This is a genomic window from Micromonospora solifontis (assembly GCF_003725545.1).
Classification (GTDB): domain Bacteria; phylum Actinomycetota; class Actinomycetes; order Mycobacteriales; family Micromonosporaceae; genus Micromonospora; species Micromonospora solifontis.
The window spans coordinates 12,669-37,289 of record NZ_RJLN01000030.1 but is presented as its reverse complement, the minus strand read 5'-3'; the positions used below and the strand labels follow the sequence as shown (position 1 = coordinate 37,289).

General features: G+C 73.0%; 20 protein-coding genes. 8 read left to right on the top strand and 12 right to left on the bottom strand.

Annotated features, from left to right (window positions below):
* Positions 1-120: 120 nt before the first annotated feature.
* From EFE23_RS13090 to EFE23_RS13060, 7 genes are all read right to left on the bottom strand, one after another.
* Positions 121-2,205: an alpha-glucuronidase gene (locus EFE23_RS13090; protein WP_199737052.1), complete on the bottom strand. Its 2,085-nt coding sequence runs from the start codon at positions 2,203-2,205 to the stop codon at positions 121-123.
* 25 nt (positions 2,206-2,230) lie between these two features.
* A complete protein-coding gene (locus tag EFE23_RS13085) occupies positions 2,231-4,270 on the bottom strand; it encodes a beta-galactosidase (RefSeq protein WP_123241189.1) in 2,040 nt (679 codons plus the stop codon).
* Entirely contained in the window at positions 4,267-4,956 is a 690-nt protein-coding gene (locus EFE23_RS13080; protein ID WP_123241188.1) for a YesL family protein, read from the bottom strand. Before EFE23_RS13080 ends, EFE23_RS13085 begins: the two co-directional genes overlap by 4 nt.
* Entirely contained in the window at positions 4,953-6,512 is a 1,560-nt protein-coding gene (locus EFE23_RS13075; protein ID WP_123241187.1) for a GH39 family glycosyl hydrolase, read from the bottom strand. Before EFE23_RS13075 ends, EFE23_RS13080 begins: the two co-directional genes overlap by 4 nt.
* A gap of 86 nt (positions 6,513-6,598) precedes the next feature.
* Complete coding sequence (locus EFE23_RS13070) at positions 6,599-8,233, bottom strand: ABC transporter substrate-binding protein (RefSeq protein WP_123241186.1); 1,635 nt, start codon at positions 8,231-8,233, stop codon at positions 6,599-6,601.
* A gap of 41 nt (positions 8,234-8,274) precedes the next feature.
* A complete protein-coding gene (locus EFE23_RS13065) occupies positions 8,275-9,204 on the bottom strand; it encodes a carbohydrate ABC transporter permease (RefSeq protein WP_233600963.1) in 930 nt (309 codons plus the stop codon).
* A complete protein-coding gene (locus EFE23_RS13060) occupies positions 9,201-10,187 on the bottom strand; it encodes an ABC transporter permease (protein ID WP_123241184.1) in 987 nt (328 codons plus the stop codon). Before EFE23_RS13060 ends, EFE23_RS13065 begins: the two co-directional genes overlap by 4 nt.
* A gap of 265 nt (positions 10,188-10,452) precedes the next feature.
* Here EFE23_RS13060 and EFE23_RS13055 point away from each other — a divergent pair, with 265 nt between their 5' ends.
* Positions 10,453-11,490 carry an acetylxylan esterase gene (locus EFE23_RS13055; protein WP_123241183.1) on the top strand — a complete coding sequence of 346 codons (1,038 nt, stop codon included), beginning with the start codon at positions 10,453-10,455 and terminating at the stop codon, positions 11,488-11,490.
* Between the two features lie 3 nt (positions 11,491-11,493).
* On the opposite strand, the gene EFE23_RS13050 is transcribed toward EFE23_RS13055, so the two are convergent.
* From EFE23_RS13050 to EFE23_RS13035, 4 genes are all read right to left on the bottom strand, one after another.
* Positions 11,494-12,345 (bottom strand): DUF72 domain-containing protein, encoded by an 852-nt coding sequence (locus EFE23_RS13050; protein WP_123241182.1) that lies wholly within the window; start codon positions 12,343-12,345, stop codon positions 11,494-11,496.
* Positions 12,346-12,420: 75 nt separating this feature from the next.
* Positions 12,421-13,332 carry a GNAT family N-acetyltransferase gene (locus EFE23_RS13045; protein ID WP_123241181.1) on the bottom strand — a complete coding sequence of 304 codons (912 nt, stop codon included), beginning with the start codon at positions 13,330-13,332 and terminating at the stop codon, positions 12,421-12,423.
* Positions 13,333-13,486: 154 nt separating this feature from the next.
* Positions 13,487-14,185 (bottom strand): hypothetical protein, encoded by a 699-nt coding sequence (locus EFE23_RS13040; protein WP_123241180.1) that lies wholly within the window; start codon positions 14,183-14,185, stop codon positions 13,487-13,489.
* A 15-nt stretch (positions 14,186-14,200) separates the two neighbouring features.
* Positions 14,201-16,054 (bottom strand): hypothetical protein, encoded by a 1,854-nt coding sequence (locus tag EFE23_RS13035; protein WP_148058442.1) that lies wholly within the window; start codon positions 16,052-16,054, stop codon positions 14,201-14,203.
* A gap of 104 nt (positions 16,055-16,158) precedes the next feature.
* Here EFE23_RS13035 and EFE23_RS13030 point away from each other — a divergent pair, with 104 nt between their 5' ends.
* From EFE23_RS13030 to EFE23_RS13010, 5 genes are all read left to right on the top strand, one after another.
* Complete coding sequence (locus EFE23_RS13030) at positions 16,159-16,683, top strand: P-loop NTPase family protein (protein ID WP_123241178.1); 525 nt, start codon at positions 16,159-16,161, stop codon at positions 16,681-16,683.
* 289 nt (positions 16,684-16,972) lie between these two features.
* Positions 16,973-18,160 carry a low temperature requirement protein A gene (locus EFE23_RS13025; RefSeq protein WP_233600962.1) on the top strand — a complete coding sequence of 396 codons (1,188 nt, stop codon included), beginning with the start codon at positions 16,973-16,975 and terminating at the stop codon, positions 18,158-18,160.
* A gap of 98 nt (positions 18,161-18,258) precedes the next feature.
* Positions 18,259-19,482, top strand: coding sequence for a L,D-transpeptidase (locus EFE23_RS13020; protein ID WP_123241176.1), 1,224 nt, complete (start codon positions 18,259-18,261; stop codon positions 19,480-19,482).
* Between the two features lie 382 nt (positions 19,483-19,864).
* On the top strand, positions 19,865-20,983 hold the full coding sequence (locus EFE23_RS13015) for a DUF3103 family protein (RefSeq protein WP_123241175.1): 1,119 nt from the start codon (positions 19,865-19,867) through the stop codon (positions 20,981-20,983).
* Between the two features lie 59 nt (positions 20,984-21,042).
* A complete protein-coding gene (locus tag EFE23_RS13010; RefSeq protein WP_123241174.1) occupies positions 21,043-21,606 on the top strand; it encodes a GNAT family N-acetyltransferase in 564 nt (187 codons plus the stop codon).
* A 16-nt stretch (positions 21,607-21,622) separates the two neighbouring features.
* Here the strand turns inward: EFE23_RS13010 and EFE23_RS13005 are convergent, their stop codons facing one another.
* Positions 21,623-22,633 (bottom strand): helix-turn-helix domain-containing protein, encoded by a 1,011-nt coding sequence (locus EFE23_RS13005; protein WP_123241173.1) that lies wholly within the window; start codon positions 22,631-22,633, stop codon positions 21,623-21,625.
* Between the two features lie 236 nt (positions 22,634-22,869).
* Here EFE23_RS13005 and EFE23_RS13000 point away from each other — a divergent pair, with 236 nt between their 5' ends.
* Together EFE23_RS13000 and EFE23_RS12995 are read left to right on the top strand one after the other, a co-directional pair.
* Positions 22,870-23,817: an MBL fold metallo-hydrolase gene (locus tag EFE23_RS13000; RefSeq protein ID WP_123241172.1), complete on the top strand. Its 948-nt coding sequence runs from the start codon at positions 22,870-22,872 to the stop codon at positions 23,815-23,817.
* Between the two features lie 166 nt (positions 23,818-23,983).
* A complete protein-coding gene (locus EFE23_RS12995) occupies positions 23,984-24,520 on the top strand; it encodes a GNAT family N-acetyltransferase (protein WP_123241171.1) in 537 nt (178 codons plus the stop codon).
* Positions 24,521-24,621: the final 101 nt, after the last annotated feature.

Below are 24,621 nucleotides of genomic sequence, written 5' to 3'. Positions count from 1 at the left end.
GGGGACGATCGGCGGACCGCGGCCCGCCCGACAAGCCGCAGCTCGCGGCATCCCGCACGGGGGACACCCCGGGATGCCGCGAGGCGCCGTCGACGGCCGGGGCGGGGCAGGGCCCGGGCGTCAGGGGATCCGGCGGCCACGGGCGTCCGGCACCCCCGACTTGCGGAAGAAGTAGGCGTTGACCTGGTCGCGCCACTCCTCGGCGCACCGCACCTGCTCGTCGAGGCGCTCCCGGACCCGGGCGTGCAACCCCGCGTCGACCACCCCGGCGAGCTGCTCCCACCGCCGCCGCATCGCCGTCACCTGCTCCACCCCGGCGAAGTGCGTGTCGTAGATGTGCTGGATCACCGTCGAGCCGCTGTGCAGCCGGTGCCCGTACGGCACGTGATGGAAGAAGAGCAGCAGCTCGTCCGGGCACCGCTCGACCGACTCGTACACGTCGCGCCACGGCTGCGGGTACTGGCCGGTGAACCCCGTGCCCGACGCCCGGGTCCGGTCCACGCCGACGCCGTCCCGGTCGGCGAAGTGGTAGGTGCCCCACGGGCTGTACTCGTAGCCGTCGACGTCGGGCCCGTAGTGGTCGCCGGGACGGACCATGAAGCCGACGCCCAGCGGCGCCGTGTACCGCTCGTACGTGCGCCAGGAGTCGTCCATGATCCCGTGCAGCGTCCGGCGGACGATCCCCGAGGCGTCGGGCGCCGACCCGGCGAAGGTGAGCCCGATCCACTCGTCGAGCACCGCCACCGGGTCCAGCCGGGGGTCCCAGGCCAGCCGACCGAAGGCGTACAGGTTCGCCTGCGCCAGCGGGTGTCCGGTCCAGAACGGGTCGTCGCCGACGTTGGAGACCCCGACCAACCCACCGCCGGCCGCCACGTCGGCCACGGTCGGCCCGTCGTCGCCCCACGGCGCGTACCCCAACACCTCGCTCCACCAGGGCGCCAGGTAGCAGACGTGCCGCTGCTGGCCGGTGTACTCCTGGGTCACCTGGAACTCCACCGCCAGCCGGGTGTCCGGCATGGCGGCGAGCACCGGAGAGACCGGCTCCCGGGGCTGGAAGTCGATCGGGCCGTGCTTGACCTGCAGGATCACGTTGTCCCGGAACCGCCCGTCCAGGGGCGTGAAGTGGTCGTACGCGGCCCGGGCCCGGTCGGTCGACCGGTCGCGCCAGTCCTGCCGGTGGTTGTAGACGAAGGCCCGCCAGCGCACCACACCCCCGAACGGCGCCAGCGCGTCGGCCAGGACGTTCGCGCCGTCGGCGTGGCTGCGCCCGTACCCGAACGGGCCCGGCTGCCCCTCGGAGTCCGCCTTGACCAGGTAGCCGCCGAAGTCGGGGATGGTCTCGTACACCTGCCGGGTGGCCTCGGCCCACCACGCCCGCACCCCGTCGTCCAGCGGATCCGCGGTGGGCAGGCCGCCGAGGGTGACGGGCGCGGCGAAGCTGACCGACAGGTGCACCCGGACCCCGTACGGCCGCAGGAGGTCGGCGATCGCGGCGACGTCACCGAGCCGGTCGGTGAGCAGCCGTGCCTCCGTGGCGTGGACGTTCACGTTGTTCACCGCGATCGCGTTGACGCCGCAGGCGGCCAGCAGCCGTCCGTAGGGCCCGACCCGGGTCAGGTCCGCGCGCCGGGCGCCGTCCCGCCAGAAGATCGACCTGCCCGCGTAGCCGCGCTCGACCTGCCCCATCACCGGGTGCACGTCGACGTTGTCCCAGTGGTCGAGCATGCGTAGCCGCGTCGCCGGCCGGTGCAGCTCCGTCGGGCGGGTGAGCCCGAACGCCGACTCGCCGAGCCGGACCAGGTGGAACAGGCCGTAGAGCAGCCCCGCGGGCGCCTCGGCCAGCACCACCGTGACCTCGGCGTGCCGGGCCAGCAGGAAACCCTCCTCGCCGAGCGCGCCGGACCCGTGCCGCCGCCGATAGCCGACGTCGACCGCCGCGGCGGCCACCGGCAGGAGCGCGGCCGGGACCAGCGCGAGCACCAGGTCGTACGACGCGCCGGCGGCCGGCCGGTCGGCGGACGCCGGTCGCGGCGGGGGCCGGTCGACGCTGCCGCCGTACCGGGCGCAGGCCCGGGCCACTTCGGCGCGCACCGTGTCGACGAGCGTGCCCTCGCCGCAGACCAGGGTGCGCCGCGACCCGATGGCGCGGAACGCCTCCGGCGGCAGCCAGGCGGCGTGGACGTCGTTCGGCTGCACCGTGTTCACCGGACCTCCCGGTCGAGCGGGCCGGTCACGCGGATCCGTCCTCGCGAACCACCATGACTCCGTACGGGTCGAGCCGGATCGGCTGGCCGCCCTCGACCCGGTCGCCGGTGAGCAGGTCGACACCGCCCGCGGCGGCGGCGACCTCGACGGGCTCGGCCCGGTGGTTGAGCAGGAAACGCAGCCGGACCCCGTCGGGCGTGACCCGCACGCCGCTCTCCAGCTCCGGCACGTCCGCGTACGGGCCGATCAGGCCGTGCCGGTCGAGCACCCGCCGGACCACCCAGGACACCCCCTCCTGGTCCAGCCCCGCAGCGACGTACCAGCCGTCGCCGGCGCCGAACCGGTTCCGGGTGACCGCCGGCGTGCCGGCGTAGAAATCGGCCCGGTACCTGCCGACCACCTCCGCACCCTGCGGAATGACCAGCTCGAAGACGAGCCGGGACGCCACCTCCACCCGGTCGACGCCGTCCGCCAGGAGCACCGGGTTGACGAACTCCGGCCCGCGGGCGTCCCACTCGTCGACCCGTACCCCGGTCAGCGCGGCGAGCGGGCCGGGCACGTCGGCGAGGAAGGCGTTGTCGTGCTCGTCGACCCGACCGGACAGGAACGTCGTCAGCACCGAACCGCCCCGGGCCGCCACCTCCGCCAGCCGGTCCGCCAGGTCCCCCTTGACCAGGTGCAGCACCGGGGCGAGAACCACCTGGTAGCGGGACAGGGCCGCGGTCACCGGGAGCACGTCCACGTCGACCCCGGCGTCCCAGAGCGCCCGGTGGTAGGCCGACACGACCTGCTGGTAGCGGACCAGGCGGTTCGGCCCGTCGGAGATCTCCAGGGCCCACCAGCTGTCCCAGTCGAACAGCAGCGCGACCCGGGCCGGCGTGCGCGCCCCCAGGGTGGCGTCGCCCAGCCGGTCGAGTTCCGCGCCGAGCGCCGCGACCTCCCGGAAGACCCGGGTGTCGGACCGGCCGGCGTGGCCGATCACCGCGCCATGGTACTTCTCGCAGGCCCCGCGGGCGGCGCGCAGCTGGAAGAAGAGCACCGCATCGGCGCCGTGCGCCACCGCCTGCCAGCTCCACAGCCGCATGACCCCGGGCCGCTTCAGCGGGTTCACGTCCCGGCAGGCGGTGTGGCTCGGGGTCTGCTCCATCAGCCAGAACGGCTGGCCGTCCTTGAGGCCGCGGATCAGGTCGTGGCTCAGCGCCATCCACGCCGGGGAGCTGTCATCCGGCGGGTAGTTGTCCCAGGAGGCGAAGTCCAGGTGGGGTGCCCAGCGGTGGTAGTCGATCGGCCGGTACATGCCCATGAAGTTGGTGGTGACCGGCAGGTCCGGACTGGACTCGCGGATGGCGGCCTTCTCGTCGAGGAAGTTGGCCAGCAGGGCGTCCGAGGTGAAGCGCAGGTAGTCCAGGGTGATGCCCTGGAAGGCGGTGTGGTCGGGGCCGCGCCAGTGCTCGGTCAGCGCCGACGGCGGTTCGACCTGCGCCCAGTCGGTGAAGGTGTGCGACCAGAAGGTGGTGCACCAGGCGTCGTTGAGCGCGTCGAGGGTGCCGTACCGGTCGCGCAGCCAGTCCCGGAAGCCGTCGGCGCACCGTTCGCAGTAGCAGGCGCCGCCGTACTCGTTGCCGACGTGCCAGGCCACGACGGCGGGGTTGCCGGCGTACCGGGCGGCGATTCGGCGGGCCAGCTCCGCCGAGAGCCGACGGAAGACCGGGGAGCTGGGGCAGGAGTTGTGCCGCTGGCCGAACCGGTGCCGGCGGCCCTCGAAGTCGACCCGGGTGACCTCCGGGTGGGCGCGGGCCAGCCACGCCGGGTGGGCCGCGGTGCCGGTCGCCAGGCAGATCCGGCGACCCTCGGCGGCGGCCCGCTCGACGATGCGATCCAGCAGCGAGAAGTCGTACCCGTCGGGGGCCGGCTGGAGCAGCGCCCAGTGGAAGACCCCGAGGGTCACGGTGTCGATCCGGGCCAGGTCGAACAGCCGGTAGTCCTGGTGCCACACCGGCTCGGGCCACTGCTCCGGGTTGTAGTCGCCACCGAAACCGACCTTGGCGGCGCCCGGCAGGCTCATGCGGTGAAGTCCTTCCGGACGGCGGTGATCATGGGGCGGCTGCCGTGCAGCAGGGCGAGCACCAGCACCGCGCCCAGCACGGCGACCACCACCTCGGAGGTGACCAGGATCAGGGCGGCGACCGCGACCAGCAGCGCGGCGTTGCCGATGGTGACGGAGGGGGTACGGACGAGGAAGTGCCGGGCCAATCGCAGGACGTCCCGGACCCGGAAGCGGAACAACGACGTGATCACCAGGGCGTTCGCACCGATCAGGGTCACGCCCGCCCCGACCAGCACGAGGGGCACCGCCCACCAGCGGGGGACGCCCGCGGCGGGAAGGTGGGCGAGGTTCACCGCGATGACGGCCAGCCAGAGCAGCAGCGGAACCCAGATCCGCAGGACGTCGGTGAGGTTGGTGCGGTAGCCGCGCCAGAAGGCGCGGGCCGGATGCAGCTGGGTCAGGTCGGGCGGCTGGTGGTGCAGCGCGTACAGGGCGGCGGACAGCGCCGGGCCGAGCGGCAGCGCGCAGGCCGCGACCAGCGGGAGGTTGCTGACGTCCCGATCCAGCAGCAGCAGCGCCAGCAGGCCGGGTGCGGTGCTGGCCAGGAGCAGCAGCTCGACCACCAGCAGGGTGTAGACCCGCGCCGCGGCGCGGGACAGTGGTCCGTCGCCGAACTGGCGCCGCGCGCCGAGGATGTCGCTCACCTCGCCTCCTGGTCGGGTCCGGCGTCGCGGGGCGGCCCGTCGTCCGCGGCGCGGCCGAGCAGCCGGTCGTCGTCCCACCACGGTGGGGTCTCGTCGGTCGCCGCGGTCAGCTCGGCCAGGGTCACCTCGTGCCGGGACAGGTGCAGGTCCAGCGTGACCCGGCCGCCCTCGACCGGCAGCCGGGCGTGCCGGCGGGCCGGTTCGGCGGCCTCCCGCAGCTGGTCCAGCTGCCGCGCGGTGGGGGAGTGCGGGCGGCCCATCTCGCACCACGCCGTCCAGGCGTTGCCGACCTCCTCGTCGACCGACGAGCGCAGCAGGAACGCGGCGCCCCCCGGGGTGCGCAGGGGCAGCGACAGGCGGACGGTGTGCCGGTCCGGTCCGGGGGTGTCGCCGGTGGCGTCCACCGGCGCCCAGGCCAGCACGGCGATCCGGCCGGTGGCGTCCCGGGTGACCAGGTGGTCCGAACCGCGGGCGAGCACCTCGTCACCGAGGCGGGCCATGAAGGCGTACAGGTGGTAGGTGGGCTTCTTGATCTGGCGGTGGGTGAGCAGGCCGAAGCCGCCGTGGAACAGCGTGGTCGGCACCCCCTCCTCCTCGAACATGTCGCTGAAGGTCCAGTAGGAGAAGGAGTCGACCAGGTCGCCGCCGCCGGCCAGCACCGGGGCGAGGTACGCGGCGTGGAACGCGGTGTCGTGCACCGGGTTGTCGGGCCGGTAGGACGAATTGAACTCGGTGATGTGCACCGGCAGGTCCGCCAGCGCGGTGCCGCGCAGCAGCCGTCGGGGGGCGGCGAACTGCGCCAGCAGTTCGGACCCGGGCGCGAGGGGCTGGTGGGTGCCGAACGGCACGTGCTGGGCGGGCCCGGAGGTGTACGCGTGCTTGCTGACGAAGTCGACCGGCACCGAGCGGGCGGTCACGAACTCGGCGAACGGCATCAGCCAGTCGTCCGCGCCGGGGGAGATGGCCGGGCCGCCGACCTGGAGGCCGGCGTCGACCTCCTTGACCGCGTGCGCGGTCACCTCGTAGAGCCGGTGGTAGGCGTCCCGGTCGGCGTCCCGCCAGAACTGGGTGAGGTTGGGTTCGTTCCACACCTCGATCGGCCAGCCGCGTACCTCGTCGAGCCCGTACCGGTCGACGAGGTGGCGCAGCGTGGCCCGGACCAGGTCCGCCCACCCGGTCCAGGACCGTGGCGGGGTGACGTTGCCCCGCCACCAGAACACCGTCTGGTCGCCGGCGGCGAGGTCGGTGGGCATGAAGCCCAACTCCAGGAAGGGCCGGACGCCGAGCGCGAGGTAGGCGTCGATCACCTGGTCGACGTAGGTGAAGGCGTACCGCACCTGGCGCGAGCCCCGGTACTCGTACGGCCGGTAGATGCCCGTGCCGTCGCTGAACAGCCCGTGCCCCCGGATGTGCCGGAAGCCGATCTCCCGTTGCACCAGGGACAGCGAGTCCTGGTAGTCGCGCCGGAGCGCCAGGTCGAACCGGCCGGTGCCGACACAGGCGCGCCACGCGTCGGTCAGCCGGCCCGTGGCCTGCTCCGGTACGACGATCGGCATGTCGTTCCTCTCCTCCGCCCGGCAGGTGCCGGCCGTTCCTGCCGCCGGAGGCCGGGCCCCGTCACCGGGCCCGGCCTCCGGTCGGGTCAGCCGTGCTTCTTCTGGTACCGGTCGTACGCCTTGTTGATGAGGTCCAGGTAGGAGGCCATGTTCTTGCCCTTGAGCTCGGTCACGTAGGCGTCCCACTCGCCCAGGGCGCGCTGGCCCAGGATGAACTTCAGCGTGTTCTGGTAGACGTAGTCCTTCAGCGGGGTCTCCCAGAGCGTCACCTGCTCGCGTTCGGCGTCGCTGAGCGGGTGCGGCGGCGGGACGGCGACGGTCGGCCGCGCGTTGAGCACCTTCTGGAACTCCATCTCCTCGGCCGAGAAGAAGGACTGGACCAGTTCGAGGCGGCCACCGTAGGCGAAGATGCCGTTGTAAAAGCCGAAGTCCTTCTGCAGGTGCTTGGTCCCCTTGGGGTTGAGGCCCAGGACGTCGACGTCGGCGGCGAGGGTGCGCTTGCCGGCGGAGTCCTTCGTGTAGGTGGTCCCCTCGACCCCCCACTTGGCGAACTCCTGCCCGGCGTCGGAATACCAGAGCCAGTCGATGAACTGCATCATGGCCACGAAGTTCTTGCTGTCGCGGGCCTTCGTGGAGATCATGATGCCGTTCTCGAGCCGGCTCGCCGGGTTGACCGGTCCGGCTGGCCCGATCGGGAACGGGATCTTGGCCATCCGGGCGTTCGGCAGGGTCTTCGCCATGTCGGGCCGGTAGTCGTTGACCAGGGTCTGCGCGTTCGTGCTGATGACGAAGGACTTGCCGCTGGCGAGCTTCTGGCGGGCCTGGTCGTCGGTCTGGGTGAAGGTCTCCGGGTCGAGCAGCCCTTCGGCGACCAGCTTGTGCAGGTAGTCCAGCATCGCCTTGTACTGCTCGGACGCGCCGGTGTAGACGAACTTCTTGGCGCTCGCGTCCCAGCTGGTGTGCTGGAAGTTCCAGCCGGCGCCCTGCAGGCCGTACGCGAGGGCGAGCATGTTCAGCAGGTTGCCGGCGGGGTTGGGCTTGCCGAACCGGTCCGAGAACGGGTAGACGTTCGGGTAGGCGGCCTTCATCGCCTTGAGCATGTTGTACACGTCGTCCCAGGTCTGCGGGACCGGGATCTTGAGCTGCTCCAGGATGTCCATCCGGACCGCGAGGGTGTAGTCCTGCCAGGGCTTCTCGTGCAGGCCCGGCAGCAGGTAGAACTTGCCGTCCTCCTGGCGCAGCGAATCGATCTCCGGCTGGAGGTTCCACTTCTCGATCTTGTCCTTGAAGTTCGGCATCAGGTCGAGGTAGTCGCTGACCGGAAGGATCGCGCCGGAGGAGACGTAGGCGTCCTCCTGCGGGTGGTACGTCTTCGGAATGATGAACGGCGCGTCCCCGGCGCCGATCAGCACGCTGCGCTTCTGCTCGTAGTCGCTCAGCGGCACGGCGACCGGCTCGATCGTGACCCCGGTCCGCTTCTTCAGCTCCGACCAGAACAGCCAGTCGTCCTTCAGCGGATAGTTCGGGTGGTTGTTGTAGAGCATCGAGAAGGACAGCGCGGTGGTGGCCTTGAACTGGTCCCCGACGCCGTACTTGTCCATGGCGCCGGCGCGGTTGTCGGCGAGGTCCTTCTTGTCGCCGTCGTCGCTGCAGCCGGCCACCGAGACGACGGCGGCCGCGCCGGCGGCGAACAGCAACTGGCGCCGGGATAGCTGAACCATGGGGGATTCCTTTCGGGTGGGGGCGGTGGTGGTGCCGGTGGCTATCCCTTGACCGCGCCGAGCATGACTCCGGAGACGAAGTAGCGCTGGATGAAGGGGTAGACCGCGAGGATGGGCAGGACCGTGAGCACGATCGTCACGGACTGGATGGTGGCGGCGGACTGCACGACGTCGCTGGCGCTGCCCAGGCCGCCGCCGACCGACGTCGCGTCGGTCGCGCCAGCGATGAGGTTGCGCAGGTACACGGTCACCGGGAACAGGTCCATCCGGTCCATGTAGAGGAACGCGGCGAACCAGGAGTTCCAGAAGGAGACCGCGTAGAAGAGGAACATCGTGGCGAGCACCGCCTTCGACAGCGGCAGCACGATGCGCAGCAGGATGCCGTACGTGTTCAGCCCGTCGACGGCGGCGGCCTCCTCCAACTCGACCGGCAGGCTCTCGAAGAACGCCTTCATCACCAGCAGGTTGAACACGCTGATCGCGTTGGGCAGGGCGATCGCCCACAGGGTGTTCTTCAGGCCGAGGCTGGTGACCAGGATGTAGTTGGGGATCAGCCCGCCGCTGAAGAACATGGTGAACACGGCGATCCCGACGAGTGCGGTCCGGCCCTTGAGCTGCGGCTTGGACAGGACGTAGGCGTAGCAGGTGGTCAGCACGAGCGACACGGCCGTGGCGGCCGCCGTGTACACCACCGTGTTGCGGTAGCTCGTCCAGAACATCGGATCGGCCATCACGGCCTTGTACGCGGCGAGGTTGAACCCGCGCGGGATCAGGTTCACCTTCCCCGACACGATGTACGCGTTGTCGCTGAGCGAGCGGGCCACGATGGTGACGAAGGGGTACAACGTCACCAGCACGACGCCGGTCAGGATGACCGCGTTGACCACCCGGAAGACCCGGTAGCCCCGGGTGGGGCGGTGGCCGGGCTGTTGTTTCCTCGCCGGGGCGGACGTGCTCGCGCCGATGGTCACCACAGGCTCGTCCCCACCGTGCGCCGGGAGATCGCGTTCGCCGACAGCACCAGCGTCAGCCCGATGACGGACTCGAACAGGCCGATCGCCGCCGCGTAGCTGAAGTTGTTGGAGACGATGCCGACCCGGAACAGGTAGGTGGAGATCACGTCGGCCGTCGGGTAGGTCAGCGGGTTGTACAGGAGCAGGATCTTCTCGAATCCGACCGCCATGAACGTGCCGATGTTGAGGATCAGCAGCGTCACCATCGTCGGCCGGATCCCGGGCAGCGTGACGTGCCAGGTCTGCCGCCACCGGTTGGCGCCGTCGATGCGGGCGGCCTCGTACAGGTCCTCGTCGACGGCGGTCAGCGCGGCGAGGTAGAGGATCGTGCCCCAGCCGACGGTCTGCCAGACCTCGGAGGAGACGTAGATCGTCCGGAACCACCCGGCCTGCTGCAGGAACGGCACCGCCTCGCCGCCCAGGGCGCGAACGAGCTGGTTCACCGTGCCGTCGACGGACACCAGCTGCATGACCATCGCCGCCACGATCACGATCGACAGGAAGTGCGGCAGGTAGGACACCGACTGGACGAACCGTTTGAGCCGGCGGCTGCGCAGCTCGTTGAGGAGCAGCGCGAGCACGATCGGCAGGGGGAAGCAGGACAGCAGGGTCAGCAGGCCCAGCACCAGCGTGTTGGTGAAGACGTCCCAGAACGTCGGGTCGCTCAGGAACATGCGGATGTACCGCAGGCCCACCCAGCGCTCGCCGAACACGCTCCCGCCGGGCTGGAACCGGCGGAAGGCGATCACGTTGCCCAGCATCGGCAGGTACCGGAAGACCAGGAAGAACAGCAACGGCAGCACGGCCAGGGAGTAGAGCTGCCAGTCCCGCCGCAGCGCCCGGCGCCAGGTATGCCGCCCGGCGCGCCGGCGCGTACGGGTCGTCGGCGGCGACGGACTCCCCGGGTCCGCCACCGGTCGCGCCGTGTCGGACGCGGTCATCTGGACCCCTCTCGGCCAAGCCGGGCACACCGAAACTTTCGGCGATACATCGAGACTTTTCCGGGAACCTAGGAGCATCGATGGTGTTGTGTCAAGGGTGGCGGACGGCGCATTGCCGCCACTGTCCAGCACGGACGGTGACCTGGTCAGGGGGCAGGAATGTCGATGCCGTCGTGATACCGTGCGGCGAAACTTTCGGATGTCGCACCGGACGTCGACGGCTGTCCCGCCGGCCATCGGGTGGCGCCCGACCCCGCGAGGAGCCATGGCCTTGTTCGACCTTCCGCTCGAGGAACTGCGCCGTTACGCGCCCGCCGTCGCCGAGCCGGCCGACTTCGACGCGTTCTGGCGTACGACGCTGGCCGAGGCCGCCACCCGGCCGGTCCTGCTCGACGTCCGGCCCGAGCCGACCGACCTGCGGCTCGTCGAGACCTGGGACGTCACCTTCACCGGCTTCGGCGGCGACCCGGTCCGGGCCTGGTACACGCGTCCCGCCGGGCTGGCGGGACCACTCGCCACGGTGGTGGAGTTCCCCGGCTACGGACGCGGACGCGGCCTGCCGCACGAGCGCCTGACCTGGGCGGTGGCCGGCTACGCGCACCTGCTGATGGACTGCCGCGGGCAGAGCGGCCAGTACGGCGGCGGGGACACCCCCGACCCGGGACAGGGGGCGGCGGGCGGTCCCTGGCCGGTTACCTGGGGCATCCTCACCCCGCACGACTACCACTACCGCCGGCTCATCACCGACGCGGCGCGGGCGGTCCAGGCGGCGCGCGCCCTGCCCGGCGTCGCACCCGACCGGGTCGTGGTGGCCGGCAACAGCCAGGGCGGCGGGCTCGCCCTCGCCGTGGCGGGGCTGCTGCCCGACCTCGCCGCGGTCCTCAGCACGGCCCCGTTCCTCTGCCACCTGCAACGGGCCATCGAGATCACCGACGCCGCCCCGTACGGCGACATCGCGCGCTACCTGGCGGTGAACCGGGAGGCGGAGGAGGCGGTCCGCCGGACCCTGTCCTACGTCGACGCCGTCACCTTCGCCCGCCGGGCCGTCGCTCCCGCGCACTTCGGGATCGGCCTGCGCGACACCGTCTGCCCGCCCAGTACCGGCTTCGCCGCCCACAACCAGTACGGCGCCGCGAACGGCCGGCCGGTCCCGCCGGAGCGGGAACTGCACGTCTATCCGTTCAACCAGCACGAGGGCGGGGAGGCCGTGCACGTGCGACGCCAGTTGCGGTGGCTGGCCTCGGTGCTGGCGGACCGCGACGGCGAGCGGCCGCGCGTCGCGGCCGGCCGGCCCGCCGGCTGATCCTCAGAACAGCGTCGACGGACCGACCGGCGCCGGCTCGGGCAGCGGCTCGACCTCGGGCAGCCGCGCCCGGACCTGATCGTGGAACCGGCGGGCGAGTTCCGGCGCGTCGGCGTTGTCCGGCGTGTGCACGAACACCGTCGGCGAGCGGCCCTCCCGCAGCCAGCCGGTCACCACGTCGAGCCACGGTCGCCACCCCGCCACCGTCCGGGCCGGGTCGTCGCGGCCGAGGTACCGGACGATCGGCCGGTCGGTCAGGGCGCGGGTGCGCAACGGCGTGCGGGGCTTCTTCAGCCACGCCTCCCGTTCCGCGTCGCTCGTCGGCGGGGTGCGGAAGAACGCGGTGGTGTCGAAGGGAACCCACTCCGCGCCGACCGTGGCGAGCGCCTCCTCCAGCGTCCGGGTGGCCCGCGGGTCGTCGAAGAACGCCGGGTGGCGGACCTCCACGGCGTACCGGTGTGCGGTCGGCAGGCCGCGCAGGAAGCGGGCGAGCGCGGGTACGTCAGCGGGGCCGAACGCGCCCGGCAACTGGACCCAGAGGGCGTGGGTGCGCGGGCCGAGCGGCTCGATCGCGTCCAGGAAGCCGCGCAGCTCCGCCTCGGCGCCGGTGAGCCGGCGTTCGTGCGTGACGACCTTCGGCAGCTTGAGCACGAACCGGAAGTCCGGGTCGGTCTGCCGGGCCCACGAGACCACGGTCTCCCGCGACGGCGTGGCGTAGAAGGTGGTGTTGCCCTCCACCGCGGTGCACCAGCCGGCGTACGCGCGCAGCCGCTCGTGCGCCGGCAGTCGGTGCGCCAGGAACCGCCCCGGCCAGGACCGGTGCGTCCACATCGCACATCCGACGTGCAGGCGCATCCGGTCCTCCCACCGCTCGGCCGTCCGGCGACCCGGCCACGGTATCCGGCGGGGCGGCCCGGCGGCGCCGCCGGGTCAGCGGGCGATGACCAGGTTCGCCATGTCCACCACCGGCCGGTAGCCGAGTGCGGCGTAGATCTTGTTCGAGGTCGGGTTGGCCTGGTCGGTGAAGAGGCAGGCCCGGGCGCCCTCGGCCAGGATCCGCCGGGACACCTCGGCGACCGCGTTGCTCGCCCAGCCGCGCCCGCGCTCGGCCGGCGGCGTGTAGACCGGGCCCACCCGGGCCACCCCGAACGACGGCGGGTTGGCGGCGGTGAGGTGCACCCGCCGCCCGGCCTCGTCGAGCCAGAACCAGACCCGCCCGCCCCGGATCCGGCGCAGCATGTCCGCCCGGTCCGGCACCTCGTGCGCGCTGGCGCCGCGCGGGCGTCCCGCCTGCTCGTCGGCGTCACCCATGAACGCGGCGAACCACTCCGTCGCCAGCTCCAGGTCGTCCTCGGTGGCGACCGTCAGGTGCCCCGGGACGGGCGCCGGCCGGATCAGCTCCCCGAGCTCGTGCAACCGGGTGTGCTGGGCGACCTCGACCCGCCCGCCACCCAGCCGCGCCAGCTCGGCGGCGCACAGCTCGGTGGCGGGGAGCGCGCCGTTGACGGCGGGCACGTCCTCCCCGCGCTCGTGCAACGCGGCGGCCAGGGTCACCGCCGCCTCGTCCGGCATCGGCAGCAGGAACGGCGGGTACGGCGCGAACGGCGCCGCGCGCATGCCGGCCCCGACGACCGCGCCGGCGGCGTCCCGCACCACCAGCCACCAGTTCCGCTCCGGCAGTGCGACCCCGTCCGCCCGCTGAGCCGACAGCCGGTACGCGACGGAGGCCACCACGGTGCTGACCACCGGATCGGCGGCCAGGTGGTCGCCGGCCACCGCGAGGAACTCGCCGGGATCCCGGAGGAACTGCAGGCGGGGTCCGGTCGTCGGGTACGGGTCCATCACCGGACGTTAGCCCGGCCCGACGGCACACCGCACCGGGATTTCCGCCGCTCGAACGCCGCGATGACGCCGAGTGGACCCCCGTCGGGTGAACCGCGGACCCGCCCACCGTCCACCGTGCACGTCGCGTCCCGGTCACCGCGACACCGGGCAGCTACCGGTCGGTGCCGTCCGGTGCGGCGTCGAGCGCCGGCGCGGGCAGCCCCAGCCGGGCGGCGGCGGTGGCGGCGTTGCCGGCCAGCAGCGATCGTGCCTCGCGCGGGTCCCGCCGGGCCACGGCCATCACCGCACGCACCCGCTCCAGGCCTTCGGTGATCCAGGGGCTGGGGATGGCGTGCCGCCGGTCCTCCTCGGCGGAGCGTTCCGCTTCGCGGGCCGCGTCGGTCGCCGCCGCCAGGTCGCCCCGGACCAGGTGGAGGTAGGTCAACTCCTCGGCGGTGTTCATGTCCAGCCAGTCGACGCCGACCGCCGGGTCCGGTGCCGCCTGCTCGCGCAGGTGGTCGAGGTAGCCGTCGAGGCTGCCGTACCGGTCGAGGAAGGGCACGCCCTCCGTGCCGACGACCCGGGCGATCTCCGCCATCACCGGCGCGTAGTCGTCCACCGAGGCGGGCTCGTCCCACGCGCCGTCCAGCGGGACGGCGCAGGTGTAGCGGTCGACCGCCGGGGTGGCCAGGAACTGGACCACCGCGTCGAGTCGTACCGCCGGGGCGTGCCGGGCGGGCCGGAGCACGACCTGCTGCACGGTCCAGCCGACGTCGCCGCGGATCAGCGTGCCGTGGGCGACCGTCCACCGGCCGGGCAGTGCGGGCACCAGGAACCGGCGGGCCGCGCCGGTCCAGCGACGGGTGTTCACGGTCGGACCTCCGGGTCAGCAGCGCACCGCGAGCACGGGTACGTTCTTGTAGCGTTGCGGCAGTTGGGCGACCAACTCGTTGTACCAGCGCTCCTCCAGGCCCAGCGACCCGGTCTTGAGGTCGAGCAGGAGCTCGGGACGCAGCCGGTCGGCCCCGAACACCACGTCCGGCACCCGGGTGCCCTTGATCCAGCCGCTGATGCCGCGCACCGGGTTGTACCACCGTCGGGACAGGCCACCGGCCCGGTAGCCCACCTCGCTGTAGAGCTGGCTCGTCCGGGGCTCGTCGGCCAACATCTGGGCGAGCCGGCGGTGCACCCGGCTGCCCCAGGCCGTGGCGTCCTCGCCGGGCAGTTGCTTGACCTCCCGGCAGGCCCGCTTCGCCAACTGGTCCACCCGGTCGCGGGCCGCCTGTTGACGGGCGGTGAGCGTCGGGGGCCGGCCCTTGGGGAAGTACTCGGCGCCGGTCCGGGTCGGTGGGTTGCGGTTGCCGGTGATCTGGTCGGCGAGGTCCTTCGCCATCTGCCGGATGTCGGCCTCGGCGAGCGCCCGGGCGATGGCGGTGGCGTCCGCGCGCACGGTGTGCGTCCGCGGGTTGCGCGACGGCGGGATGGAGTAGGCGGCCCGGCAGCTGACGCGGACGGTGCCGTTGGCCTTCATCGTCCGGGTCGAGGGGCAGGTGGCCACCGGCGCCCCGTCGAGAGTCATCCGCACGGTGACCTCGGCCGTCACCTGCCGGACCGAGAGGTACGGCGAGCGGGAGCTGACCGTGTTGCGCAGCGTCAGGGTCGCGGTGCAGCCGTTGGTGGTGCAGGGCGCCAGGGTGACCGAACCGTTGAGGCTGAACTTGACCTCGGTGTCGATCGCCCTCCGCAGGTCGGTGAGGTGCGCCTTCAACTCGGTGAAGAGCTGGTTCGACTCGGTGGCGGTGAGCTGGGCGAGGGTGAGTGCCAGCTCGACCTCGCCGGTCCGGACCGCCGCCAGCCGGAACCCGCCGCCGTGGCGGTCGTGCCGGGTGTGCTGGACCGTCCCGCCCGCCGGCGGTGCGCCGGTGGCCATCCGGACCAGCCGCTTCGGCTCGTCCCGGGTGACGTAGTAGGTGAGCCGACCGGCGGTGACCGGCACGACGGCGACTCCGTCGACGGTCCGCGGCGGGCCCCGCCGCGACGTCGCCTCGTCGACGGAGGCCGCCGCCTCGCCGCCGACCCCCGGGGCCATGAACTCGGCGACCTGGCGCGGCGCCAGGACATCGCCGAGGTCGAAGCCGAACGTCTCGGCGGGCACCTTCACCCAGCGGCGGGCGTACTCGGCCACGTCCCGGGCCGGCGCCCCGGCGGACCGCCAGTACGCCACTCCGGCCTTGACGAACGTGCGCTCGCCGATCTCCACCACCTGGATCGACTGGCCGCCGGCGGTCAGCCGGGCCACCGTCGAGCCGTCGTTGGTCACCCGGGCGTCGACGTCGTACCGGCTGCCGGCGGCGTCGGTGAACCAGCCGCGGTAGCGGGTCGCGGGGGAGTCCAGCAGCGTGGTCGCGGCCCGGGTCAGCTCGCTGTCCGCCGCGACCTGCTCGACCAGCCCGGGATCGGTGGCCCCGGGCGACGCCGGGTCGTCGGGCCGGCTGTTCGCCCAGAGCAGCCCGGCCAGCAGGCCGCAGACCAGCAGCACCGCCATCCCGGTGCCGCCCAGCCCGAGCAGCAGCGGCAGCCGGCTCCGCCGTGGTGGCGGCGCGGGGACCGGGTACGGCGGCGGGCGGTAAGCCGGCGGCGGTCCGTACGCCGGGCCGTACCCGGGTGGCGGTCGGACCGGCGGCGGTGGCGGCACCGGCGGTGGTACGTCCGGTCCGCCCGGCGGGCGCGCATCGTCCATCGTGTCCCCCATGCGTCGACGAGCCGCATCAGACGGTAGTTGCCGGTGTCAATGCCTGCGGCGCCTGGGAACGTGGCTCGCATCCGCCACGTACGCTGCCGCGGGTGAGCGCACCGACCCGCATCCTGGTCTACGGGGTGTACGGCGCCGGCAAGTCCACCCTCGCCGCGCGGCTGGCCGAGCGCCTCCGGCTGCCCTGGTACCCGGTCGACGACCTGCTCTGGCGGCCCGGCTGGGTCGAGGTGCCGGTCGCCCAGCAGCGCAGCCGGATCGAGGAGATCTGCCGGCGGGACCGCTGGATCCTCGATGGGGCGTACCACGGGTGGCGGGACCTCCCGCTCGGCCGCGCCGACCTGGTGGTCGGCCTGGACTACCCGCGCTGGCGCTCGTTCGGACGGTTGCTGCGCCGGACCCTGCGCCGGCTGGCGACCGGGGAGGAGATCTGCAACGGCAACCGGGAGTCGCTGGGCAGCGTGCTCTCCCGGGACTCGATCCTGGTGTGGCACGTCGCCGCGTTCGGTCGGGCCCGCCGGCGGATGCGGGCCTGGCAGGCCGATCCGTCCGGGCCGCCGGTGCTGTTGTTCCGGTCACCGGCCGCCCTGGAGGACTGGCTGGCCGCCCTGCCGTAGCACCCCCGCTGCCGCGCCGGCCGCCGGCCCAGCGGATTGATCGACTCCGGTTGCCGCAGGGCGGCGTCCCGCCGGGGGTGGACGGCGCGGTAGGCCGAGCCGAGCGGGTCGGCCGGCGGGCGCCGCCGGTTCGGTGAATCCGCGCGTCGCTCCGGGTCGGGGGACCTAACGTCGGTCGGCAGGGACGATCGGCCGGGCGGTGGGAAGGGACGGCGGGATGGGGCGCGACAGGACGGGGTGGCGTCCGGCCTGGCCGGGCCCGCCTCCGCCGGCGCCCCGCGAGCGTACGGTGACCCCGTTCGAGATCTTCTTCGACGTGGTCTTCGTGTTCGCGCTGACCCGGATCATGGCGCTGATCGGGCGCGAGCCGACCCCGGTGTCCATGGCGCAGGGGCTGCTCCTGCTGGTGCTGCTCTGGTTCGCCTGGTCGTCGTACGCCTGGTTGGGCAACCAGACTCGGGCCGACGTCGGCCCGGTCCGCGCGGGTTTCCTGGTGGCCATGGCGGCGCTTCTCGTCGCGGCGCTGGCCATGCCGGCGGCCTGGACGTCCGGGCCGGGCCTGGACGGGCCGCTGCTCGTCGCGTCGGCCTACGTGCTGCTGCGCGCGGTTCACCTGGTGCTGTACCACTGGGCGGGGGCGAGCGTGCCCGGGCTGCGGGCCCGGATCCGGTTCTTCGCGGCGGTCAGCGTCGTCGGCTGGGTGCCGCTGCTGCTCGGGGCGTTGCTGAGCGGGACGCCGCACGCCGTGCTCTGGGTGGTGGCGTTCGTGATCGAGATCGGCGGCCAGCGCCTGTCGTACGCGTGGCGCGGCGCCTGGCCGTTGCGCAGCGCCAGCCACTTCACGGAACGGCACGGGCTGGTCCTGATCATCGCGCTCGGTGAGTCGCTGAGCGCCGCCGGGGTGGGCGCGGGGGCGGCGGTGACCGCGCCACCGGTCCTCGGCATGGCGCTGGTCGGTCTGGCGGCTTCCGTCTGCCTGTGGTGGCTCTACTTCGCGCACGCCGCGCCCATGGGCGCCCGTGCGTTGGCCGAGGCGGCGGGGGAGCGGCGGGACCGGGCCGCGGCGGACGCCTACAGCCAGACCCACCTGTTGCTGATCACCGGGGTCGTCTACCTCGCGGTCGGCATCGAGCAGGTGCTCGCGCACGTGACCCGGGCGCACCACGGCGACCGGGCCGCTGAGCCGAACCTGAACTGGCCGGCCGCCGCAGCCCTGTACGGCGGGGCCGCGCTCTACCTGGCCGGCCGGTTGCTCTTCCGCCGGTTCACCGGGCAGCCGGTCCGGCGGGATCAGGTGGTCGTCGCGGTGTCGGCGGTGCTCCTGCTGCCGTTGGGCCGGGCGCTGCCGCCGGCCGCGGCGCTCGGTGTGCTCACCGTCCTCCTGCTCGCCGGGGTGCTGGTCGAACGGCTCGGCGGGGTACGGGCCGAGCGGCCCGTCGGGATGCGCCGGGGCGCCGGCCCGGCCGGGCGCCGGTGACGGGCGGTCGTCGGATACCCGATCGACGGTGACGCGGGCGGCACCGGGCTCCCGTCCCGCGCCGCGGCCAAGTACTCTCCCGCTCGGAGAGGAACGCGATGATCAGTCGTCGAAAGTTGATCGCCACCGGCGTGGGTGTCACGGCCGGCCTGGTGACCGCGGGGTGCACCAAGGGTGGATCGTCCGCCGCCACCTGGTCGCAGCCCGCTCAGGCCGGGGAGAGCAGCCCCGCCGCGGGCGAGGTACGGGTGACCGTCACGCCGGCCGCCGACGCCGCCAAGGTGTCGCCGCTGGAGCGGGTCGTGGTGACGGTCGAGGCGGGCAGCCTCAAGGACGTGACGGTGACCGCCGGCAGCAAGACCGTCGCCGGGAAGCTGGACGACGACGGGCTCACCTGGCGGTCGACCGGCAAACTGGCCTACAACAAGACGTACACGGTCAGCGTGGCGGCGGCCGACGCCGCCGGCACGGTGACCGAGCACAAGAGCACGTTCCGCACCCTCAAGCCGGCGGGGGTCGCCTCCGTCATGTTTCAGGCGAACAAGCTGGCCGCGCTGCGGGACGGCGGCACGTACGGGGTCGGTCTGCCGGTCATGGTGAACTTCAGCCGGCCGGTGAAGAACCGCGCCGAGGCGGAGAAGTCGATGCTGGTGGAGACCACGCCGGCGGTCGAGGGACGGTGGCGCTGGATCGACGGCCAGAACGCGCACTGGCGGCCGGCGAAGTACTGGACCCCGGGCACGAAGATCTCCGTCAAGATCAACCTCTTCGGCCAGGACCTCGGCAAGGGCGTCTACGGTGGGGCCAACGCCAGCACGAACTTCACCATCGGCCCGTCCCGCATCGCGATCGCCGATGCCCGCAGCCACCGGATGAAGGTGTACATCGACGGGAAGATGGTGCGGGACATCCCGATCAGCATGGGCAAGGGTGGCACCACCGTCGGCGCGAACGGCGAGATCGTCAGCTACTGGACCCGCTCCGGCCCGCACGTGGTGATGACCCGGGAACCCTCGCACCGGATGACCTCGGCCAGCTACGGGGTCACCGATCCGAAGGACCCCAACTACTACGACGAGGTCATCAAGCTCTGCCTGCGGATCTCGTACTCCGGCGAGTTCGTGCACATGGCCGACTGGAACATCGGGGCGCAGGGCAACCAGAACACCTCGCACGGCTGCATCAACGTCGGCCCGGCCCACGCCCGCTGGTTCTACGACACGTTCGGGCTGGGTGACGTGGTGGACGTGCGCAACACCCCGCGGCGGATGGCGCTCAGCGACGGCGTGGGCGACTGGACCATCCCCTGGGACAAGTGGTGACCCGTCGGGCGGCCGTCGGCTGACGGCGGCCCGACGCCGGGCGGCCGGACGGGACGGTTCAGTCCTCCGACGCCGGCTGCCAGGTGAGGCCGGTGGTGGGGCGTTCGCCGGTGGCCACGTGGTCGAGCACGGCGCGGCGGGGAGCCTTGATCGCCACGCACACCCCCGAAGTCGCCCGGCCGCCGCGGCCGAGCCGTCGCACCGTACCGGGGACGGGCTCCGTCGATTGTAGAAGCCGGATTCACGTTCGGTGGGTGGCGGGTGACCGACAGCCCGGGGCGGTTGACATCGCCCATTGACTTACACCTATGTCCGGATGGGATCATTCGGCAAAGCCGGCGGCGCGGTCACGAGCCAGCGCCGCGACTGCAGAGGAGTCCGAATGCGTCCACGTTCCCTCCGGCTCGTCGTCTCGTCCCTGGGCCTCGCGGTGACCACCCTGATCGCCACGACCGCGACACCGGCCCAGGCCCGTCCGGACGGCGCCCCGCCGATCGCCCCCGCCCCGTCCGCCGTCGCTCCCGTCTTCTCCGCCACCGACCGGCTCGCCCGCGAGGTGGCCACGGCGCTCGCCGACCCCGCCGTCCGCGACCGGATCGTCCCGGCCGTCGTCGCCGGACCGGTGGACCTCATGACGGCCCGGCTCGACTCCCGGGCCGACCGGGCCACCCGTACGGTCAACCAGGCCGTGCTGGCGGCGAAGGGCCTGCCGGAGACCACCGGCTCCGTGCTGCGACTGCGGCTCGGGCACCGGGACATGGCGGCGATGCTGACCGGGGGCACGCTCCCGCTGGTCGCGGCGGCGTCGACCGACGACGCGCCGGCTGGCGTGGTCGGATACCAGCCCGCCGGCGGCCAGGTCCAGCTGGACCCGGTCCGGCTGCCCGACCGGCCGGTGCTGGTGGTCGAGGTCGACGTGGCGAAGGCGATGGGACGGGGCCTGGCGCAGGTCCGCCGGGAACTGGCCGCGCAGGGCCTCACCGGCGCCACGGCCACGATGAGCGCGCAGTCCGGCTACTGGGCCACCAAGGTCAACGCGATCCGGCTCAACGACGACAAGGAGCCCTGGATCAAGGGCAGCGCCGAGATCTTCAACGTCGTCGGCGGCTTCGGCCTCGACGGCAAGGCCACGGTCAACGTCGTGGAGATGCCCTACCTCGACACCGACGGCACGACCTACTACCCGAACCAGTTGCTGGTCCACTTCAACAGCTACAAGTACAACCTGGCCGACGTGGTGATGTGGGAGGACGACGGCGACACCAACTACCGTGACCTGGCCAAGGCGCTGATCACCGCGCTGCTGACCGTCGTCGACTACGGCACGTACACCCCGCTGGTCAACGCGATCATCGACGCCATGCCGGCCAGTTGGTGGACCGACGACCCGGACTACGTCGACTCCTGGTACACCCTGAGCACCGGCAGCTCCGGCCGCCTCAACGGGGCCGCTGGCAACGGCTGGATGGACGTCGTCCCGTACTGGGTGCAGCAGCTGTAGCACCCGGCCCGGTCGCCCCGGCGCGGGCCGGGGCGACCGCCCACCCCTACGATCGTCTGATGTTCCGGCCGACGTACCCGATCCGCACCGCGCGACTCACCCTGCGCCCGGTCACGCCGGACGACCTCGACGACGTGTACGCGTACCAGCGCCGGCCCGACGTCGTGCGCTGGATGCTCGCCGAGCCGCGTACGCGTGAGCAGTCGCGGGCGTCGGTGGCCGCCATGGCGGGCGAGGACGCGCTGCGCGCGGAGGGCGACTGCCTGACCCTGGCCGTGGCCGCCGACGCCGGGGTGATCGGCACGGTGGAACTGGTCTGGCGCAGCCAGGCCGACCGGACGGCCGAACTCGGGTACGTTTTCCACCCCGACCACGGTGGCCGCGGGCTGGCCACCGAGGCCGCCGCGGCGCTGCTCGACTGGGGCTTCGGCGAGTTCGGGCTGCACCGGGTCCAGGCCCGGTGCCACGGCCGCAACGAGCCCTCCGCCCGGCTGATGCGCCGGCTCGGCATGCGCCAGGAGGCGCACCACGTGGCGAGCTACCTGTTCCGGGGGGAGTGGGCCGACCAGCTCGTCTTCGCCGTCCTGGCGCACGAGTGGCGGTCCCGGACCGCGGCGGCGTAGCCGTGCGGCGCCGCCGTCACCGACCCGACGAAGAGGGTGCGGCCTGTTCGTCCCGACGCTCCGGAGCGCGGCGGGACCGGAACGTGCTCCGGTACGCCTGGGGCGAGATGCCGAGTTCCCGGCGGAAGCTGTGCCGCAGGTTGCCGGCCGAGCCGAGACCCGTCCGGGCGGCGATCTGTTCCACCGACTCATCACCCGCCTCGAGCAGCCGCTGCGCCGCCAGGATCCGTTCCCGGGTGAGCCACTGGTGCGGGCTCATCCCGGTCAGCCGGTGGAAACGTCGGGCCAACGTCCGGGCGCTCATGTGCACCTGAGCGCCCAGCGCGTCCAGCGACCATCGCTGGTCGAGGTGCCGACGCAGGTAATCGAGCAGATCCGGCAGCGGATCGCCGGGGTCGGGGCTCAGTGGCGAGTCGACGAACTGCGCCTGCCCACCGCTGCGGTAGCCGGCCAGCACCAACCGGCGGGCGAGGGTGGCGGCGGCGTCCGCGCCGAAATCGCCCCGTACGACGTGCAGCGCGAGATCCATCCCGGCCGACATCCCCGCGGCGGTGAGGACGCGGCGGTCGTCGATGAACAGGGCGCGCGGCTCCACGGTGGCGGCCGGAAAGAGGGAAACGAGCAGCGGCGCCAGCGCCCAGTGCGTGGTGACCCGCCGATGGTCGAGCAGACCGGCGTGACCGAGCACGAACGCTCCGGTGCAGATCGACATGATGCGTGCCCCGCGCTGGTACGCCCGCCGCAGGACGGTCAGCAGTGCCCGCGGTGGGACCTCGTGCTCCCTCGTCCAGCCCGGCACGACCAGCAGGTCGGCCCGCGCCGCCTCGTCGAGCCCGTACTCGGCCTGGACGGTGACCCCGCTGTCGAGCTCGACCGGCCCTGGCACCACGCCGCACGCTCTGGTCCGGTACCACGAGCCGAACCGGGCGGAGTAGTCGACGCCGAAGATCTCGTTGACGGTCACGTAGTCGAAGCTGCCGGCGCCGGAGTAGACGAGCATGGCCACCTCGGGCCCGTGCGACGGCATCGGCGGCCTCCTCCGACCCACGTGTCCGCCCGCCCAGCGGCGGGAGCGGGCCTGCCGACTCACATCCTAGAAATCGCGGGGGTGGCGCGGCGGCGAGGTCCGGACAGGTATCGACAGGATCAGGTCAGCCACCGGCCTGGGCGGTGCCCGGTTGTCGGGCCCGGTCCTAGCGTCGTCCGTGCCGCACCGGGCGGATCGATCGACCCGTCCGGCCCTGAGACGGAAAGGCGAGCGACGTGACCGAGACCCCTGCCGCGTTCGGACGAAGGACCTTCCTGATCGCCGCCACCGCCGTGACGGTCGCCGGTGCTGCCGGTGCCGCCGACCCGGCGGGCGCGAACCCGGCGCGCCGTCGACAACCGGCGACGACGTCCTCCCGGTCGGTCGGCGCGTACGAGGTGATCCCCCTGCTGGACGCGGCGGGGCCGTTCTTCCTCGACCGGCAGCTCGCGTTCCCTGCGGCGACGCCGCAGGACTGGGAGCGGGCGCGGGAGATCGACCCCGGCGCGTTCGGTCCGGGGCAGACCTGGCAGCTCGACTTCCGCTGCTTTGCCGTGCGGGGGCCGCGGGACCGGCTGATGCTGGTCGACACCGGGGTGGGACCCGACGGCAGTCCGGCCGGCGGTTGGGCGCCGACGCCCGGCCACCTCCCGGTCGAGCTGACGCGGGCCGGCATCGATCCCGCGGACGTGGACACGGTGGTGCTGACCCACCTGCACGAGGATCACTTCGGCTGGTCCGTCGGGTTGGACGGCACGCCGTTCTTCCCGAACGCCCGGTACGTGGTCCAGCGGTCCGAGGTGGCCGCCCTGGCAGCCGGTGACGCCGCCCTGTCGTACGTCGTCGACCCGTTGCGCGCCGCCGGCCAGCTCGACCAGGTGGACGGCAGCGCCCGGCTGGCGTGCGCCCCCGGGCGGTCGGGTGGGGTCCGCGTGGTGCCCACCCCCGGCCACACGCCCGGACACCAGTCGGTCGTGGTCGAGGACGGTCACCGGCAGGTCATCGTGACCGGCGACGTGCTGGTGCACGCCGTGCAACTCGTCGATCCGTCGGTGGCCTACCGGTACGAGGCCGACCCGGAGATCGCCCGCCAGACCCGGGAACGGTTACTGGCCGAGGCGAGGGCGCGGCGAGCCGTTCTCGCCACGGCACATCTGACCGAGCCGTGGACCGAGGCGCGGTGAGCCGGGCAGGGCGCTCACCGCGCCGGTCGCCCTGCTGGTCGCCGGCTCGCTGACCCCTGGTCCGGTCCGCGCCGGGTGGCGCGGACCGGCCCGGCCGGGGTGGCGGGAGACCGGCCCGCGTGCTGCGTACGCTGGTCGGCGACCATCGCGACCTTGGAGTTCCACGATGCCGAACCCTGGCTCCCGTACCGTCCGGACCGCCCGCGCCACCGACGTCGACGCCCTCGTCGACCTGGTCGAGTCGGCGTACCGGGGCGAGCGCAGCCGGGTCGGCTGGACCCACGAGGCCGACCTCCTCGACGGCCAGCGCGCCGACGCGGACATGGTGGCCGCCGCGGTGACGCACCCGGACGGGACGGTGCTGGTCGTCGAGGACGACGCCGGCATCGTCGCCTGCTGCCAGCTGGAGCGCCGCGACGACCACGCCTACTTCGGCATGTTCGCGGTCTCGCCCACCCGGCAGGGCGGCGGGCTCGGGCGCGAGCTGCTGGCGGCGGCGGAGCGGTTCGCCCTGCGGGAGTGGGGCGCCGGCGAGCTGCGGATGACCGTCATCACCCAGCGGGAGGACCTGATCGCCTGGTACCTGCGGCGCGGCTACATCCGCACCGGCGAGCTGACCCCGTTCCCGTACGGCGACGAGCGGTTCGGCCTGCCCCGCCGGCCGGACCTGGCCTTCGAGACGCTGGTCAGGAAGCTCGGTTGACGGCTCGGCCCGGGCGCAACGGCCCGCGGAGCCGGCCGGGGAGAGCCGGCCCGGAACGCGGAGACCGGCGGCCACGAACCGCGACCGCCGGCCAGGGGAAA

What these genes read in the sequence shown, in the direction of transcription:
- EFE23_RS13005 (WP_123241173.1), bottom strand. Translation starts at nt 22,633, where the DNA reads ATGCCGTCGCACGGGCCCGAGGTGGCCATGCTCGTCTACTCCGGCGCC.
- EFE23_RS13020 (WP_123241176.1), top strand. Translation starts at nt 18,259, where the DNA reads ATGATCAGTCGTCGAAAGTTGATCGCCACCGGCGTGGGTGTCACGGCC.
- EFE23_RS13045 (WP_123241181.1), bottom strand. Translation starts at nt 13,332, where the DNA reads ATGGACCCGTACCCGACGACCGGACCCCGCCTGCAGTTCCTCCGGGAT.
- EFE23_RS12995 (WP_123241171.1), top strand. Translation starts at nt 23,984, where the DNA reads ATGCCGAACCCTGGCTCCCGTACCGTCCGGACCGCCCGCGCCACCGAC.
- EFE23_RS13035 (WP_148058442.1), bottom strand. Translation starts at nt 16,054, where the DNA reads ATGGACGATGCGCGCCCGCCGGGCGGACCGGACGTACCACCGCCGGTG.
- EFE23_RS13060 (WP_123241184.1), bottom strand. Translation starts at nt 10,187, where the DNA reads ATGACCGCGTCCGACACGGCGCGACCGGTGGCGGACCCGGGGAGTCCG.
- EFE23_RS13050 (WP_123241182.1), bottom strand. Translation starts at nt 12,345, where the DNA reads ATGCGCCTGCACGTCGGATGTGCGATGTGGACGCACCGGTCCTGGCCG.
- EFE23_RS13075 (WP_123241187.1), bottom strand. Translation starts at nt 6,512, where the DNA reads ATGCCGATCGTCGTACCGGAGCAGGCCACGGGCCGGCTGACCGACGCG.
- EFE23_RS13085 (WP_123241189.1), bottom strand. Translation starts at nt 4,270, where the DNA reads ATGAGCCTGCCGGGCGCCGCCAAGGTCGGTTTCGGTGGCGACTACAAC.
- EFE23_RS13055 (WP_123241183.1), top strand. Translation starts at nt 10,453, where the DNA reads ATGGCCTTGTTCGACCTTCCGCTCGAGGAACTGCGCCGTTACGCGCCC.
- EFE23_RS13015 (WP_123241175.1), top strand. Translation starts at nt 19,865, where the DNA reads ATGCGTCCACGTTCCCTCCGGCTCGTCGTCTCGTCCCTGGGCCTCGCG.
- EFE23_RS13010 (WP_123241174.1), top strand. Translation starts at nt 21,043, where the DNA reads ATGTTCCGGCCGACGTACCCGATCCGCACCGCGCGACTCACCCTGCGC.
- EFE23_RS13070 (WP_123241186.1), bottom strand. Translation starts at nt 8,233, where the DNA reads ATGGTTCAGCTATCCCGGCGCCAGTTGCTGTTCGCCGCCGGCGCGGCC.